19 protein-coding genes are annotated in these 16563 nt (G+C 44.8%); 12 read left to right on the top strand and 7 right to left on the bottom strand.

All coding sequences use genetic code 11. The annotated features are described in order from the left end of the window. The first annotated feature begins 249 nt into the window (after positions 1-249). The 6 genes from spaC to ACZ07B_RS11435 all read left to right on the top strand — a co-directional run bounded on the left by spaC (position 250) and on the right by ACZ07B_RS11435 (position 4362). Positions 250-1341: a spore coat associated protein SpaC gene (spaC, locus tag ACZ07B_RS11410; RefSeq protein WP_003245845.1), complete on the top strand. Its 1092-nt coding sequence runs from the start codon at positions 250-252 to the stop codon at positions 1339-1341. After that, positions 1331-2692 (top strand): spore coat associated protein YheD, encoded by a 1362-nt coding sequence (yheD, locus tag ACZ07B_RS11415; RefSeq protein ID WP_161619720.1) that lies wholly within the window; start codon positions 1331-1333, stop codon positions 2690-2692. Before spaC ends, yheD begins: the two co-directional genes overlap by 11 nt. Positions 2693-2841: 149 nt before the next feature. Continuing rightward, the gene (locus ACZ07B_RS11420) at positions 2842-3060 is read left to right on the top strand and encodes a YheE family protein (RefSeq protein WP_010886462.1); all 219 of its coding nucleotides are present in this window, start codon (positions 2842-2844) and stop codon (positions 3058-3060) included. Positions 3061-3269: 209 nt separating this feature from the next. After that, a complete protein-coding gene (gene sspB, locus ACZ07B_RS11425; protein ID WP_003233287.1) occupies positions 3270-3473 on the top strand; it encodes a beta type acid-soluble spore protein SspB in 204 nt (67 codons plus the stop codon). Between the two features lie 104 nt (positions 3474-3577). After that, a complete protein-coding gene (locus tag ACZ07B_RS11430; protein ID WP_003245136.1) occupies positions 3578-3703 on the top strand; it encodes a hypothetical protein in 126 nt (41 codons plus the stop codon). Between the two features lie 38 nt (positions 3704-3741). After that, entirely contained in the window at positions 3742-4362 is a 621-nt protein-coding gene (locus ACZ07B_RS11435) for an SDR family oxidoreductase (protein WP_273796246.1), read from the top strand. Between the two features lie 48 nt (positions 4363-4410). On the opposite strand, the gene bmrD is transcribed toward ACZ07B_RS11435, so the two are convergent. From bmrD to ACZ07B_RS11450, 3 genes are all read right to left on the bottom strand, one after another. Next, positions 4411-6432: a multidrug resistance ABC transporter ATP-binding protein/permease BmrD gene (gene bmrD / locus ACZ07B_RS11440; RefSeq protein ID WP_464877194.1), complete on the bottom strand. Its 2022-nt coding sequence runs from the start codon at positions 6430-6432 to the stop codon at positions 4411-4413. Further along, entirely contained in the window at positions 6429-8186 is a 1758-nt protein-coding gene (bmrC, locus tag ACZ07B_RS11445) for a multidrug ABC transporter ATP-binding protein BmrC (protein WP_464877195.1), read from the bottom strand. The genes bmrD and bmrC overlap by 4 nt, the downstream gene beginning before the upstream one ends. A gap of 119 nt (positions 8187-8305) precedes the next feature. Then, positions 8306-8467 (bottom strand): hypothetical protein, encoded by a 162-nt coding sequence (locus ACZ07B_RS11450; RefSeq protein ID WP_216999786.1) that lies wholly within the window; start codon positions 8465-8467, stop codon positions 8306-8308. A 163-nt stretch (positions 8468-8630) separates the two neighbouring features. On the opposite strand from ACZ07B_RS11450, the gene ACZ07B_RS11455 reads away from it, so the two are divergent. Both ACZ07B_RS11455 and nhaC read left to right on the top strand, forming a co-directional pair. Then, positions 8631-9131 (top strand): universal stress protein, encoded by a 501-nt coding sequence (locus tag ACZ07B_RS11455; protein WP_015252456.1) that lies wholly within the window; start codon positions 8631-8633, stop codon positions 9129-9131. A 126-nt stretch (positions 9132-9257) separates the two neighbouring features. Continuing rightward, entirely contained in the window at positions 9258-10619 is a 1362-nt protein-coding gene (gene nhaC, locus ACZ07B_RS11460; RefSeq protein ID WP_046160222.1) for a Na+/H+ antiporter NhaC, read from the top strand. A 42-nt stretch (positions 10620-10661) separates the two neighbouring features. Here nhaC and dat read toward each other — a convergent pair whose 3' ends face one another. Then, a complete protein-coding gene (gene dat / locus ACZ07B_RS11465; protein WP_015483020.1) occupies positions 10662-11510 on the bottom strand; it encodes a D-amino-acid transaminase in 849 nt (282 codons plus the stop codon). 284 nt (positions 11511-11794) lie between these two features. Here dat and ACZ07B_RS11470 point away from each other — a divergent pair, with 284 nt between their 5' ends. Further along, positions 11795-12643 carry a polysaccharide deacetylase family protein gene (locus ACZ07B_RS11470; RefSeq protein ID WP_021479657.1) on the top strand — a complete coding sequence of 283 codons (849 nt, stop codon included), beginning with the start codon at positions 11795-11797 and terminating at the stop codon, positions 12641-12643. Positions 12644-12666: 23 nt separating this feature from the next. Here the strand turns inward: ACZ07B_RS11470 and srtN are convergent, their stop codons facing one another. The 3 genes from srtN to ACZ07B_RS11485 form a co-directional block, all read right to left on the bottom strand. Further along, positions 12667-13410: a sirtuin NAD-dependent deacetylase gene (gene srtN, locus ACZ07B_RS11475; protein ID WP_024571683.1), complete on the bottom strand. Its 744-nt coding sequence runs from the start codon at positions 13408-13410 to the stop codon at positions 12667-12669. A gap of 69 nt (positions 13411-13479) precedes the next feature. After that, a complete protein-coding gene (mscY, locus tag ACZ07B_RS11480) occupies positions 13480-14595 on the bottom strand; it encodes a small-conductance mechanosensitive channel protein MscY (protein ID WP_217019779.1) in 1116 nt (371 codons plus the stop codon). 148 nt (positions 14596-14743) lie between these two features. Continuing rightward, positions 14744-14851, bottom strand: coding sequence for a YhdX family protein (locus ACZ07B_RS11485; protein WP_009966908.1), 108 nt, complete (start codon positions 14849-14851; stop codon positions 14744-14746). Positions 14852-15084: 233 nt separating this feature from the next. Here ACZ07B_RS11485 and ACZ07B_RS11490 point away from each other — a divergent pair, with 233 nt between their 5' ends. Genes ACZ07B_RS11490 through crcB form a run of 3 tightly spaced genes read left to right on the top strand, consistent with a single transcriptional unit; the run spans position 15085 to position 16551 of the window. Next, positions 15085-15816 carry a glycerophosphodiester phosphodiesterase gene (locus ACZ07B_RS11490; RefSeq protein WP_014479309.1) on the top strand — a complete coding sequence of 244 codons (732 nt, stop codon included), beginning with the start codon at positions 15085-15087 and terminating at the stop codon, positions 15814-15816. Then, positions 15803-16198 carry a fluoride efflux transporter FluC gene (locus ACZ07B_RS11495; protein ID WP_014479308.1) on the top strand — a complete coding sequence of 132 codons (396 nt, stop codon included), beginning with the start codon at positions 15803-15805 and terminating at the stop codon, positions 16196-16198. The genes ACZ07B_RS11490 and ACZ07B_RS11495 overlap by 14 nt, the downstream gene beginning before the upstream one ends. Then, entirely contained in the window at positions 16195-16551 is a 357-nt protein-coding gene (crcB, locus tag ACZ07B_RS11500) for a fluoride efflux transporter CrcB (RefSeq protein ID WP_464877196.1), read from the top strand. Before ACZ07B_RS11495 ends, crcB begins: the two co-directional genes overlap by 4 nt. Positions 16552-16563 lie beyond the last annotated feature (12 nt).

A 16563-nucleotide genomic window follows, 5' to 3' on the forward strand; every position in this document is an offset into this window, starting at 1 on the left:
CATCTGTGCTTCAGCTTTTTTCATATAGATTATGTACCTATACGTATTATAGAGGCTCATGCAATCACTTAGCAAACGAGGAGACAAATTCCTGTTCTTAGAAAATCAGCTTGTTCTTTTGGAATAGGGCAAGGTGGAGAATCGTATTCTGTAAAGTAGAATACCGTCAGCTGCGTTCGTCTTACATGTATTTAGCGTAAAGCTGCGGACACTCGCCGGCAGCTTTTGAATAAAAGGGGGAGTCTCACCATGATAACACTCGGTTTTATGTCCTTATCCCGCCAGCATGAAGCGGATTATTCCGCAGAACTGGCCAAAAGAGCACCCGAATTCGGCATACGTTTCATCCGGTTTACACCATTTGATATTTCACCTGACACTTTGCGTGTCAAAGCATCGGTCTATCATTCGGCCAGCAGCACATGGAACGAAACTGAAATGGCGATTCCAGATTATATTTATGATCGCTGTTTTTACGGCAAGGATTCACATTCCCAAAAAGCAAAACCAATCGTTGAGTGGCTCAAAAAATATCCGAAAACGGAATTTATCGGGCGGGGTCTTCCCGATAAGTGGACCGTCCTTCACGATTTGCAGCAGCACTCTGTAATCAATCCCTATATTCCCGAAACGATAAAGGTGAGCCGCTACGAACAAATTCACTCCTTTTTATCCAAAGAAAAAGCCTGCATCCTTAAACCGGCATTCGGCGCGGGAGGCAGAGGCGTGATTCTTTTGAAGCTGGGCAAGAAAAACATCACTGCTACTTATCACATCGGAAAGGATAAGCAGACAAAAACGTTTTCCAACCAAACTTCTTTTAAGACATGGTGCAAAAAAGTGCTTCAGCATCAATATTTGCTTCAGCCTTACTTAAACATTCAAGATAAGGAACAATACCCTTGTGATATTCGTCTGTTTATGGAAAAAAACGAAGCAGGTGAATGGAATACAGTCGGAAAGGCAGTAAGACGCGGATACAAACACGGGCTGCTGGCCAATTTGTCAGGCGGATCTGATGCGCTGACATTTGACTCCTGGTTTGAAGATATACCGAAAAAACAGCAAGTGGTTTTACTAGATGATGTGTTTTCAATTACCCAATCGGTTCCGTATTATCTTGACGAGCGCTATGGGCCGTTGTTTGAACTCGGTCTTGATATATGTCTTGCAAAGGACGGGAGAATTTGGATTTTAGATATCAATTCCAAACCAGGCAGGAAGTCAATCCTGCGTGTCTCTCCCGAGCAAAAAGAACAGCTGTACACTTGTCCCCTAAAGCGCTGCCAATATCTGTTTTCTGAGCAAAGCCAGAAAGGAGTTCTTCCGCGTGAATCCTAAACGGTTTTTGATCGGCATAGACAAAACCAGTGAAAACACCCTGTTTCTGCCCTCTTCGCTGAAGCAAGACGGACTTTTGCATGCCGCATTCGGAACGAAGGTTGTCAGATGCCACGTTGCTTACAGACGGCATCTGGAACAAACCGTGCTGCTCTCTGAAAATCTGTTTCATGAGCTTTTGCTTCCCCACCGAAGCAGGGCTGATATACTGATTCATGATCATACAGTGCATATCGGGCCGTTAGTCGGCATCTTTACGGCAGGGTTTACTGTATCTCTTGAACGTCCATTTAAGGATCGTTCCCTCTTTTTTTCTAAACTTGTCACGTTACACGAGCAAGCCGGGGGCTACTGCTTCGTTTTTGGCGCGCACCAAATCAATTGGGAGGAAGGCACGATTGAAGGCCTCCTTTACAGGGAAAACGGCTGGGAGAAAAAAATCGTTCCATTGCCGAACGTCGTTTATGACCGTTTGCCGAACCGAAAAATTGAAGATTCACTTCTCTTGCAACATACAAAAAAGAGGCTGATCGATGAATATCAGATCCCATGGTTTAATAAAACGTTTTTCAATAAATGGAACGTTCATCAATTGCTCGAAAAAGATCCGAGAACGGCACCTTTTTTGCCTAGATCCGAGCTGACACCGTCTGTGGAGCTGATAGATGAGCTCTGTGGCGCATACAAAAAAGTCTATATCAAACCGGCAAATGGAGCACTCGGCACCGGCATTTATCAGCTGACAAGAACAGATGACGGCCTGACGGTAAAGCATACGAATGACGCCAAAACATTTACTTCGATTGATTATTCCGATGCCGCCTCATTCCTTGCAGAATTTCAAAAACAGCACAACTCGTCCGACTTTCTCATTCAGCAAGGTGTTGATCTCATCGAATTTCAAGGCAAACCAGCGGATTTCCGTGTCCATACCAATAAAAACAGAAAAGGAAAATGGACAGTGACAGCAATCGCCGTAAAAATTTCCGGAAAGAACAGCATTACAACACATCTTTCTAACGGCGGCACTGTAAAGACACTTGCGGAAGTATACGATGATCCCGCTGAAAGAGTTGAGGTCATTAAAAAGCTTTCTGCAGCGGCACTGACGGCAAGCCATGTCCTTCATGATCATATCGAGGGGTTTATCGGGGAGATCGGTTTCGATTTTGGCATTGATCAGAACGGTAAAGTATGGATGTTTGAAGCGAATTCGCGCCCGGGCCGAAGCATTTTTTCTCATCCAAATTTGCATCATGTTGATTCTCTTACAAAACGAAGAAGCTTTGAATACGCGTCATATTTATCTGAGAAGGCAATCATATCTCCTGAAGCATTGTGGCCTTCGTAACCTGTCCGCTTTTTTAATAAAGCGGGCTTATCTTTATCCAAGGCTGGGACAAACTGCATATGAAGGCCTCTTCAATGATGTTTTGGAACAATGATACAATGAACATAAGCCGTTTATATTCAGGTCAATTGATACCAAATGTAAGGAGCGTGGCCGTAATGATTTCTCATTTCAGCTGGAAACCTTTATTCCCAAAAGAAAAGCTGCCCGGATGGAAAATTTCATTTTATTATAAAGGGACCCATTATGAAGGCATCTATCATAAGAGCGGTGAGATTGAATGGGGGGACTTGTTTCCCGCCCGCGCTGACGAGCCTGCTCTTACAAACGAGATACATGAACTGATGCTTTTTCATATTTATGACTAGCTTAGCCTAAACGGCTAAGCTTTTTTTCTTTCTCAAGATTTACCACACAATTCTCCGCATGAGTTTCCGGACATTTTAACATAATACGTAGTAACAAGCCGGCAAAGCATTGGGTTACGCCGAGGCGGCAGTGACACCCGAGAAGGGTTCACAGATTGGTGCAACTCCAGTTAACCCAACCATACTAAACAAAAAAGGAGATTTTACACATGGCTAACCAAAACTCTTCAAATGACTTACTAGTTCCTGGCGCAGCTCAGGCTATCGATCAAATGAAACTTGAAATCGCTTCTGAATTCGGCGTTAACCTTGGAGCGGACACAACTTCTCGCGCTAACGGTTCTGTCGGAGGAGAAATTACAAAACGTTTAGTATCTTTCGCTCAACAGCAAATGGGCGGCAGAGTTCAATAACAATTCAATATATGGCTATAGAGGGCGCGGTTTCCGCGCTCTCTTTATTTTGTCACCCTTTTTTCCTGCTCCACATATCCTAGAAAAAAAGGGAGGGAATCGGGGTGTCATTCATCACCATTGTGAATTGGGAGCTGGTTCAGTTCGTAAGTGTATCCATGATTCATGAATATGTTTCCCATCGTTCTGTTTATTTGTACAGGTATTCTTTCCCGCGCTGTTCAAACTGAGAACATCCTTTTATAATGAAAGGCGAGGAGGTTTTTTGATGAAAATCGCTTTATTAGGAGCCAGCGGCCGCGTCGGACAAGCCTTTTTAACACAAGCTGCAGCAGATGAAAGATTTGATATTTTCGCTCTGACCAGATCTCAACATGCTGATCTTCCCCTTTCAAAAGACAGAACCGTCATGGGGAACGCCCGCCGCTTAGAAGATGTGAAAAAAATAATGGAGAATGCTGAAATCGTGATCAGCTGTCTAGGCACAGATGGTGATGATACCTTGTCAACTGCTATGGCACACATTCTCTCCGTTATGGAGGAACAGCATATCAAACGGCTTATTACGATCGGCACCGCAGGGATCCTAGATTCCCGATATGAACCGGGAAAATACCGGTTTGAAACAAATGAATCGAAACGAAAGCAGACCCGCGCAGCCAAGGAGCATGCAAAAGTATACGAAATGCTTAAAGAATCATCATTAGACTGGACAATCATCTGCCCCACTTACCTCCCGGACGGAACAGCAACCGGCGTTTATCGTACGGAGCGTAACGTTTTGCCTGAGGGCGGCACAAGCATTTCGGTCGGCGATACTGCGGACTTTTTATATCGTGAGCTCGTTACAGGTGAGTATGTCGGAAACCGTGTCGGACTGGCTTATTGACTACATAAACCAAAAACCCAAAACACGATTGTTTTGGGTTTTTGAGCGTTATGCAATGGAATGTTTCTGTCCCTTTTGCAGTTCATACATTTGATAATATTGGCCTTCTAATGCCATCAGTTCCTCGTGGTTCCCTCTCTCAACAATTTCTCCTTTATCAAGAACCAAAATCTGATCAGCATTTCTGATTGTTGAAAGCCGGTGAGCGATGACGAAGGTGGTGCGTCCTTGTTTGACGACATCAAGCGCCTTCTGGATCACGGCCTCTGTCTCTGTATCAATATGCGCCGTTGCCTCATCTAAAATCAAGATCGCGGGATCAAACGCCAAAGCTCTTGCGAAAGAAATTAACTGCCGCTCTCCAGAGGATAGCGTGCTACCTTTTTCAATCACGGGCTCATTAATGCCTTTAGGAAGCTTCTTAAGAAGAGGCTCAGCACCGACTTGCCGCAGTGCATTTTTTATTTCTTCTTCAGTCATTCTTTCGTCATCCAGGCTTACGTTAGATCCGATTGTACCCGAGAATAAGTACGGGTCCTGAAGCACAATGCCCATATGGGATCTGAGTTCCTGTCTTGACATGTTGTAAATGCTTTTTCCATCAATTAAGACATCACCTTTTTGCGCATCATAAAAACGAAACAGAAGATTCAAAATCGAGCTTTTTCCTGATCCGGTATGGCCGACGAGCGCTACGGTTTCGCCTTTTTGCGCAGTAAAGGAAATATGCTTTAATACCTCTTCACCTTCTTGATACGCAAATGACACATCACGAAATTCAACCCGCCCCAGCGCGCGCTCCTTCGCCGGTTCACCCGCTTCTTCCGTATTCTTTTCTTCAAGCAGTTCAAAAACACGCCCGGCGGAGACCCTTGCAAGCTCCAGCTTTGAAAACTGATTGACGATGCCTGTGATCGGCTGAAATAACCGGTTCAAATAATCGACAAACGCGTACAGCACACCGATAGAAACAATCCCGGCCGCATTCAGGCTCGCACCGCCAAAATGCCAGATCAGACAGACGAACGCAAGATTGCGGATGACATTGACCAAATTATGGGACATTAAGGAGTTTAAATTCAGCATCCTGTTTTGGAAATAAAAATGTGATTCATTTAATTCCTCAAATTCTCTCATTGTTTCCTTTTGATGGCGGAAAGCCTGAATAATGGTCATGCCTTGAATTGATTCATTCATTTTTGCGTTAATGTCACTGTTGATCGAGCGGATTTTTTGGTTGTAATACGACGCATATCTCCGGTATATGACAGACCACAGCCAGATAATCGGCACAATTGCCAGACATACAAACGCAAGCTTCACATCAAGCAGAAACAAAGCCGTGAATATCCCGAACATATAGATTCCGCTTGTCACAAATGTTGAAAGCACTGTGACATATAAATCCCTGATAGCCTCCGTATCATTGGTAATCCGCGCAACGACTTTTCCGGCCGGAAGGTTGTCAAAATAGCGAATCGGCATTTTCTGTATGTGCGAAAACACGTCCTGCCTCATCTTTTGAATAATCCGATTGGCGCTCATCTGCAGCAGATAATGCTGTCCGTATTGAAAGAATACCGAAAACACAAGCAAGCCCCCATACAGGCAGATCAGAAACACCATTCCCTTTATTTCCGGCTGATAGAACTGGAAAAGTTCCTGCTTAGTCAGCTTTTCGGCAGCATATGCCCGGCTCTTTTCTCCGTTTGTGATCGTCAGCTTCCCGTCAGAAACCGTTCTATTCCCGTCGAAGCTGACAGCCTGATCAACAAAATAGAACGCCATTCCCACTTGATAAATATGCGCTTCTTTTGCTTTTGAAGCAGGCTCCTGCAATCGGTCCTCTCTGACATATGAGACGCCGTGAAACTGAACGGCATTTTTATCTTTTTCCGCAGCTTCATACCATGTTTTCTCAATGCCGAGGATATGGTCGTCTATCATTTTTTTGCCAATAAAGGGCCCAGTCAGTTCTGCACCGACGGCAACAGCTAGCAAAAGGACGGCTGTGATCAGCAATTTTCGATAAAGAAGTGCGTATCTCCATAACGTTTTTCCTATTTTCATGCCCCTGCTCCCCCTTCTTCCGCAGTGAACAGCTGCTGTCTTTCATATTGTTCCCGGTACCACCCATTATTGGCCAGCAGTTCTTGATGCGTGCCACTCTCAGCAATGACGCCGCCGTCCATCACAAGGATCAGGTCAGCGTGCTCTACCGCGGATAATCGGTGCGTCAAAATAAATGTCGTTTTTCCTTTGCGGTTTTCTCTGATGTTCTTGATAATTGCAGCCTCTGTTTTGGCATCTACAGCGGAAAGCGAATCATCCAGGATCAAGATTTCCGGATTCGCCATGAGTGCTCTCGCAATCGAAATTCTTTGTTTCTGCCCGCCTGACAGTGCCACGCCTTTTTCACCGACCATTGTCTCCAGCCCGGACGGAAGCATGTGCAAATCTTTTTCAAAATGTGCTTCGGCAATCGCTTGCTGAACCTCTTTATCAGTTGCATCCTGTTTTCCGTATAAAATATTTTCTTTTACAGTCCGTGAAAACAGTAAATGATCCTGCGGCACATATCCGATCCACCCGCGGAGCCGATCAAGAGGGATTTGCTGAATCGGTACGCCTGAAAATGTAATGCTCCCTTCACCTGGAGGGTACTGGCGCAAAAGCTGCTTAATAATTGTCGTTTTTCCGCTCCCGGTTTTACCTGCAATCCCGACAGTCTGCCCTTTTCGCACCGTAAATGAAATATCCTGAAGATTGTCACTTGTTGAGCTTGGATATGTAAAGCTGACATGACTGAAAACGATATCTCCAGGCTCTTTAAGATCAGCGGGCTGTTTTGGATCTGTCACATCCGTTTCATAAGAAAGAGTTTCATTTACCCGGTCTAATGACGCATTGCCGCGCTGCATCACGTTAATGAGTTCACCGATTGCAAACATCGGCCAAATCATCATGCCAAGATAAACGTTAAAGGACACTAACTCTCCAAGCGTCAGCTCGTTCCGGAATACAAGAAACGCTCCGTAGCCGAGCCCAATCAGATAGCTTGCGCCGACAAGCAGTTTCACCGTCGGCTCAAACAGTGAATCAATAAAAGCCACTTTCATATTTTTCTGATAAACATCAGCGGTCATTTCATTAAACCAGCGAACATCGTTTGTTTCCTGAACATACGCGCGAATCACCCGCACGCCTGAAACAGATTCCAGCACTCTGTCATTCAGCGCCCCGAACGCGTTTTGGGCCTCAGTAAACCGCTCATGAATTTTACTTCCATATAGACTGATTGCAATCGCCATGACTGGAAGCGGGATAATGGCGGCGAAGGTCAGCTTCCAGCTGATCAAAAACCCCATCGTCAAAAAGATCGTCATCATAAACATCGTAGAATCGACTAACGTCAAGATGCCAAACCCTGTCGTTAAACTGACGGCCTGAAGATCATTTGTCCCTCGTGCCATTAAATCGCCTGTCCGGTTTTTTTCATAAAACGGCGGCGACATAGTCAGCAAATGCCCCATCAGCTTCGTACGAAGAATTTTCTCCATCAGATTCGCTCCGCCAAACAGCTGATGCATCCAAAAATAAGACATGATATACACGGCCGCCGTCAGCACAAAAAAGATACCGATATAAAACAGCAGCCCTTCCGCAGTAAATGCCCCTGCTTTCATATCATCTATGGCGTTCCCCAAGAGCTTAGGCGGAAACATTTCAATGACATTGACTGCTAATAAAAGGACAATCGCAATCGTATAGCGCAGCCAGTACGCCTTAAAAAACCAGCCAAGCTTTTTCAAAACTGAAAACATCTATCCCCATCTCCTTATCAGCCGCCTTCTATTTTTTCCTTGCAGCTTTTTTCATCCAGTTTGGCACGAACAGCCCTCGCCTCTGTATTTGTCTTCACATCCCATACACCTGTCTTTCCTTAGATTTTGTATATAAAAAAGGCATGAAGCGTCAGCTCCATGCCTTTTTTAACCAATATGTTACGCACAGCGCTTTTCAGCGCGCGGTCCGACCTAAAAAACCGTTCACGAAAACAGAACAAAAGGTTTGCCGCGCCAATATGAAACTGTTTGATAAACACGCAAATTCCTTGGCATAGCAAACCCTCCTTCCATTCTGATTTCATCTTTTTATCATCATATAAACAAAACCTTTTATTGTCAATCATTACTTGAATAGGAAAAGGTTAATTGTGCTCAAATTCGGGTAGTAGTGTTGTAAGACGCTTTGAAAGGGTGAGAAGGATGTTCCATGCTGACCGTATCATTGTTGCGTTTGACGGAAGTGAAAATAGTAAGAAAGCGCTTCAGACAGCCATTGATCTTGCTAAAACCGTAAATGCCGCTATTACCGTCGCCCATTCACATGATATGAAAGACAATCAGACCGTCATCGACCCGCCCAGACCCGCAGCTGAGGCAAGCTATATCAGCGGAGGCATGACAAGTGTTCCTGATCCGCTGATATCGGATGTAACATCACCTGAGCCAATGATCTATGAAGACCGTACGGAAGAAGTCATCGCCGAAGCAAGAATGATGCTGAATGAACAGCAGGCAGATGGAGATATCGATATATTAGAAGGCGATCCGGCTGAATCAATTATCGAGCATGCAAACCGCATTTCTGCCGATATGATCGTAACCGGAAGCAGAGACCAAAACAGGCTGAAAAAGCTAATATTCGGAAGTGTAAGTGAAAAGCTTTCAGCGAAATCGGATATACCCGTCCTGATTGTAAAGTGAGCACGCCCTGTGCTCACTTCTTTTATATTCATAATTGTGAAAAAACATAGATTTTCGTTTTTTTCTGTTATAATGCTTTCGTGCCCAAAAGCACAAAAGCATTAAAGATAAATATGGGGTGTTATTTTGGATTCTCAAAAAAAGCTGACGTTTCCGTTAGCCGTCGGTTTATTTATATTGATGTTATGCATTATTATTTCTTGCTTATTCTTGCTTCATGTAGAACCTCATATCCCGCTGTTTTTAAGTGTTGTCATGCTTTCAGCAGCAGCTTTATGGTTTGGATTTTCCTGGAAGAGTATTGAAAAAGGGATTGTAGACGGGATCAAAAATGGCGTACAGCCGATTATTGTTCTAGCGCTGATCGGCATCTTAATCGGCGCCTGGATGTACAGCGGCGCAATACCGACTGTGACAGTTTATGCCCTATCCTTTATTGAACCAAGCCACCTTCTGTTGACTGCTTTGTTTTCATGTATGATCATCAGCACACTTGTTGGCTCAAGCCTGACAACTGTTAGCACAATCGGGGTAGCGCTGATCGGCGTGGCGAGCGCGGCTGGCGTTCCGCTTGAATGGACAGCAGGCGCAGTCATATGCGGCGCTTGTTTTGGTGATAAAATGTCGCCGATGTCGGACACAACCAACTTTGCAGCCGGAATAGGCGAAATACCGATCTTTGAACACATTCGCCATATGATGGGCACAACCATTCCAGCTTTGCTCATCACTGTCGTTCTGTTTTACTTTCTCGGTTCATCAGTGTCAGCGGACGCTGCTTCAACCGATAATATTCAGCAGGTCATAACCGGAATAAAAGATGCCGCAAACGTGACACCGTGGGCCCTTCTTTCTCCGCTCTTAGTCGTTTTGCTGGCAATTAAACGGGTATCAGTAATCCCCGTTCTGACTGCCGGAATTATTTCCTCGGGAATTTTGACTGCTATTTTTGTACCCGACAGCAGCCTGCAGGCGTTTATGACAGCTTTGCAAAATGGCACAACTTTCGAAACTGACAATGAGGCAGCCGCTAAAATTATCAACAGAGGCGGACTGCAATCCATGATGGGCTCTGTCTCTCTCATTATGATTGCTTTTGCACTCGGGGGATTGATGGAGAAAATCGGATTGATTTCTGCACTATTGGAAGGCGTCATGAAAGGCATCCGCTCAAAAGGCCGTCTTGTTGCAGCAACTGTCTGCTCAAGCATCGGCGTCAACTTGGCAACCGGCGAACAGTATTTATCGATATTAATACCGGGACAATCATTTAAATCCTTATATGACAAACAAAACATCCAGCGAAAATTTCTGACAAGATCATTAGAGGACGGCGGAACATTAATTAACCCATTGATTCCTTGGGGCGTCAGCGGCGCATTTATGGCGAGCGCACTTGGTGTTCCAGTCATAGACTACATCCCGTTTACGTTCTTCCTCTATATATCGCCGATGATCTCCATTTTGATTGGATTTGTTAAAAAATAAAAAGAGCCCCGCTGTAAAAAGCGGGCTCTTTTCTTCGTTCATTTATGAAATGCTAGCAGCCTGTTGAATGCTTTCTTGAAAAGCAGCCTGAAGCTGTTTGGTCACCGGTCCGGGTTTCCCGCTTCCGACCGATTGTCCATCGAGCGTCACGACCGGAATAATTTCTGCCGTCGTTGACGAAATAAAGATCTCTTCCGCCTGTTTCAACTCTTCTTCACTGACAGGAGTCTCATCCAGTTTGATCCCATTCTTTTCAATCAGTCCTAAAATATTCATCCGTGTAATTCCATTGAGAATGAGCCGGTTAGCCGGATGTGTTCGCACCGTGCCGTTGATAACGGCATAAACGTTAGAGGAAGTACCCTCCGTAACAACGCCGTCTCTAAGTAAAATGGCTTCAAATGCTCCCGCTTCATAGGCCTTTTGCTTCGTCATGACATTATACAGTAAATTCAGACTTTTGATATCACATCTTAGCCAGCGAAGATCCTCATCTGTAATGGCCGCCACTCCGTATGCCTGCTCTTGCTCCGGTTTTTTCACCGTAAACGTATAAGCAGTAGTCTGCGGCTCAAGCCCGGCTTCATACTGGTGTTTTCGCGGGGCCACACCTCTTGTTGTCTGAATGTATACCGCTCCCTCACTGACCGCATTTTCCTGTACAAGCTTTTGCAGGTCCCACTCGAGATCTTCTATACTGAATGGAAGTGAAATTCCAATTTCAGCAGCACTTCTGAAAAAACGCTCTGCATGCTCACGTAAGCCGAACAATACTCCTTTGTACACCCTGATCACTTCATAGATGCCGTCACCAAACTGATAACCGCGATCTTCCAAATCGATTGATGCTTCACTGCGCCCAATCAGCCGGCCATTGACTAAAACCTTCATAAAAGCCCTCCCTTTTCGAGATGTCCCTGATGTCATTCAAGCTGTCATTGTCACTAATTCTACCATATTGGACAAGCTGAAAAACAGAAAGATCAAGAGATCTATAGCGGAAAGGAGTTTATTTTTTCCTTAAAATCTGACATTTCGACAAATTTTCTATGTGCTTTCCAGTTTTATTCCTGTATACTTGATTGGTAATACATAGGTTGTAAACATAAGGCATCTTCATAAGCTGCCTGCTGTACAGCATTATGTAGAGATTTTATGCCAATGGAGAGATTGTTATGCGACAAACGAGAGGAGAAGCTTCTCCTTCTGCAGTTTCGCTTGCTTTTAAATTTGCAAGTTTAGCAGTTTTATGTGTGCTGCTTTTGCTTATGGTGATTTTGGGTTATTCTAACAGTTCAACGAAAGCAAAGGAAGTCACTGTCACAACTAACGGACAGCTTCGAGATGAGAAGGAAAGCCTTAAGCTGAAAAACGACTCCCCCGATCTGCTGATAAAACATCTGCAGACAAAGCAGGACATGGGAGATAAAACGGTTTACTTAACCTTCGATGACGGCCCGTCAGCCTTTACAAATCGCTTGCTCGATGTACTGAAAAGCGCTGATGTAAAAGCGACGTTTTTTATGCTGTCACCGCGGATGAACGAATTCAAACAAGCTGTGAAAAGAGCAGAAAAGGAAGGCCACGCACTCGGTTTACATGGCGTTACCCACAATAACAGATTGTTCTATCAATCACCGACATCTCCGTTAAAAGAAATGCAGGAGGCGCGTGACACGCTGCAGGACATTACAGGATATAAAACCGCTCTTGTCAGAACGCCCTACGGAAGCAAGCCGTCACTAACCCCCTCACAAATCCGCAATCTTGAGAAAGACGGTTTTGTGTACTGGGATTGGACGATTGACAGCATGGACTGGAAATACCGAAATTCAAAGTATGTGACGGCCGTGTTAGAGCAGCTTGAAAATATGGAACAAAGCTCTTCAGGCCGCCCGAATGTGATTCTCATGCATGATCTTCCCGCTACCGTAAATGCGCTGCCGGTACTAATCAATAAATTAAAAGAAAAAGGATATTCCTTCGGAGTGTTAGAGGACACAATGGTTCCTGTTCATGAATAAAAAAGTGAGGCGCATAAGGCGGCTCACTTTTTTATGCCCAAACTTCGGGCAAACTCGCCGATTTTTTGATGGATGACCATGTCAAACAAGCTGTCGCAATACGTTGGTTCAAGGTTTATGATGACTTTCTTCATGCCGGGAATCAGGCTTGCATCCTCAGGCACAAATCTAGCCGGAGCCACTTCGAGAGACGTGCCGATAACCAATAAAAGATCTGCTTGATCCAGCTTTTCATAAAGGGTGTCAAAGTGCATGACGGCGTCGCCAAAGAGAACAACATCGGTTTTTAATACCGTTCCGCAAATGTCCCCATTGTTTCCGGCCGCCGTGCACTCCGGCACCTCCCGCTCCAGCAAATGGGGAAGATCATATCGGGCGCCGCATGCCGGACAAGCTGCTGTCTGGATAGAACCATGCAGTTCGTATACATGCCTGTTCCCCGCTTTTTTATGAAGACCGTCAATGTTTTGCGTAAAAATATCGACCTGCTTCCCTTGCTTCTCCAGCTCAGCTAAAAGCAAATGTCCTTCATTCGGTTCAAAGCTGCCGCTCATTTTCATCTGGAACAATTCTTTGAATTTGGGCCAAAACAGACGCGGATGACTTGAGAAATAATCAAGGCTCATCGCTTCCATTCTTGAGGCATCTTCCGTCCAAATGCCCCCTGCTGAACGAAAGTCGGGAATCCCTGATTCTGTGCTCATTCCCGCTCCTGTCAGCACAACAATTCTCTGTGCTTCATGTAGAATATTTTTGAATGCTTCCAACTCAACACCGCCTTTTTCTCTTATTTTACCATGAAAAAGACTCCGCCTCTGTCAGACGAAGTCTCTCTTTTAAGCCCGTTCCTTTTCCTCTTTATTTAGATTCACCTGGAATGGGTCGCTTTCGTGCTTTTGCTTGACAACAACCATTTGGCCGGGATATGCAAACTGGACACCTTCTGCACCTAAAATCTCAATAATTTTATAGTTGATATCCTCTCTAATATTAAGGTTTTCAGCCCAAACTGTCGTTATTGTATAGAAGTTAAAAAATAAATTGTAGTAGCTGTCGGCAAACGTATCAAAGTTGACCATGATTGTTTCATTATCAACGCCCTCATGCTCTAAAAGCATTGTTCTGAGAGAATGAATGGAGCGTTCAAGGTTCTCAATCGGCGTAGCGTAGGACACATGGATGGAAAACGTAATCTGGCGTTTGGTCATTCTTGTCCAGTTCGTGATCGCTTCCATCGACAGCGTAGAGTTCGGCACCGTTACAAGCGCCCCCTGTGCTGTTCTGAATCTCGTGCTCCTAAAGGTAATATCCTCGACTGATCCTGTTACTGTTGACGTCTCCACCCAGTCACCAATTGTAAACGGCTTTTCAGTAATAATAATAATACCGCCGAAGAAGTTGCTGATGGTATCCTTCGCGGCAAGCGCAAAAGCCAGCCCGCCAAGACCTAGGCCCGCTACAAATCCGTTGACATCATAATTGAATTCCTGAGCGATCACACTGACACTGAGCGCAATGATCACAAAACGGAGCAATTTGGATAAAAACGGGGCCAGAATGTCATCCATGTCAAGCTCGAAGCGCTGATTCACCTTATGGAAGATAAACGACGATGTTGCGGTCAAATTACAAAGACCCCAGCACAAGAGCGCCACAATCAGTGAGCGGTATATTTTGCTGATGACCGGCATTTGCTCATCTAAAAACGGTGAATACCGGATCGCTAAAAACAGCCCAAGGGCAACAAAAAACCATCTGGCCGGCTTATCAAACGCCAGAACCACCTGTTTAAAAATTTCTGTTTTCGGCCGGTTTGTCAAATTAAAAAGCAGGTTAAAGAAATATCTTGTGAATAATTTTCTAAGTATAAGAAACACCAGCAAAATCGCCAAGCTGATGCCGATTTGAATGATGATATCAAGCGTAAAATACTGCTGCAGATAATCCGGCATGACTGTCTCCCCTCTATCCCAATCAATTGTTTATTATACTAAAATATTCGTAAAGATGTTCATTTAAATGTCTTTTGCAGCACAAAACCCCGGCGAAACGCCGGGGTCATTTCTCGATTCATCTATCAGCCAGATTCAATAGGGACAGTCACTTACCTTTTTTCGTTTGTGTCTGATCAAGGAGAGTTGCTTTTTGCATTTCAGCATCCGTTTCGGCTTTAATTCTTTCCTCCACTCTGATTCTCCCTTTTCCCATGATCTCGCCTCCTTTTTTGCTATTATAAAGGATCATATTTTGTTGTGAACATGTCGAAAGACCTAATTTTCTGACGAAATGTGTTCTGATACGCTGAGTGTCTTTTTTTAGTTATACGCATTCCTCAGCCCGGACCATTCCGATATGGCAGAAAAAATTCACCAGTTTGTATCGCGGTGCATATATGGTTTTGATACAATAACAGAAATGCCCATACGAGGAGCTGACTTAGCTTGTACATCATTGCCCATCGCGGAGCATCCGGCTACGCTCCGGAAAATACGATTGCCGCATTTGACCTTGCGGTGAAAATGAATGCAGATATGATTGAACTGGATGTCCAGCTTACAAAAGACAGGCAGATTGTTGTAATACACGATGACAGGGTTGACCGAACAACAAACGGATCGGGCTTTGTTAAGGATTTTACCTTGGAGGAATTGCAAAAACTCGATGCAGGAAGCTGGTACGGCCCCGCTTTTCAAGGAGAGCGTATTCCGACCCTGGAAGCGGTGCTCAAGCGCTACCACAAAAAAATCGGCCTTTTAATTGAACTAAAAGGCCATCCGTCTCAAGTCGGAATTGAAGAAGAGGTGGGACAGCTATTAGGGCAATTTTCTTTTTCTATCAATAATATTGTTCAATCCTTTCAGTTCCGCTCCGTCCAAAGGTTCCGCGAGCTTTATCCTTCGATTCCGACAGCGGTCATTACAAGGCCCAACTTTGGCATGCTGTCCAGAAATCAGATGAAGGCCTTCCGCTCTTTTGCAAACTATGTCAATATAAAATACACACGGCTCAACCGTCTGATGATCGGCTCCGTCCATAAAAATGGCTTAAACATATTTGCATGGACTGTCAACAATCAAAAGACAGCGGCAAAATTACAAGCCATGGGCGTGGACGGCATCGTTACAGATTACCCGGATTTCATCATAAAGGATGGCAAACATGAAAATATATAGCGCGGTTTTTATCGGAGGCGCGCTTGGCGCCTGCCTCCGATACGGATTAAACTTATGGATACACACCGGTCAGTTCCCGGCGGCAACCTGGCTGGAAAATGCGGCAGGCAGCCTTCTATTAGGCATTTTGACCGGATTTTTTATGATCGGGGCAAAACGGCCTCTGCTGTCGGCTTTTTTAGGCACCGGCTTTTGCGGAGGCTTCACAACAATGTCCACGTTTTCTAAGGAAACAGTGATGCTTTTGCAAGGACAACCCTCATTGGCTCTTTTATATGTGGCAGCCTCATTGATATCAGGGATCATATTTGCACTGATTGGTGTTTTTGCGGGACGGCGCATAGCAGGCATTCAGCAAAGAAAGGGGCTGCAGGAAAGATGACACTAGCGGGTATTTTCATAGGGGGCGGACTTGGCGCAATGCTTCGCTTCTGGCTTGGCAATGTCATAACCGCCAAAACCAAAGGTCTCAGCCTGCCCATTGGCATACTGACAGTCAATATTCTCGGAACTCTCGGGCTCGGAATATTTACAGGACTTCACGTTGCAAATGCTTCGGTCTCGCTTATCATCGGCACGGGGTTTTTTGGCGCCTTTACGACCTTTTCCACCTTCAGCGTTGAAAGTATTCAACTCCTTATGGCCAAACGTGTAATAGAAAGCATCTTGTACATCGCCCTGACACTTTGCGGATCGCTTTTGGCATTTTGGTGCGGCTGGACAATCACAATGTAAAAAAACCTTGAG

The sequence above is a fragment of the Bacillus sp. 9.4 genome, from assembly GCF_055486415.1.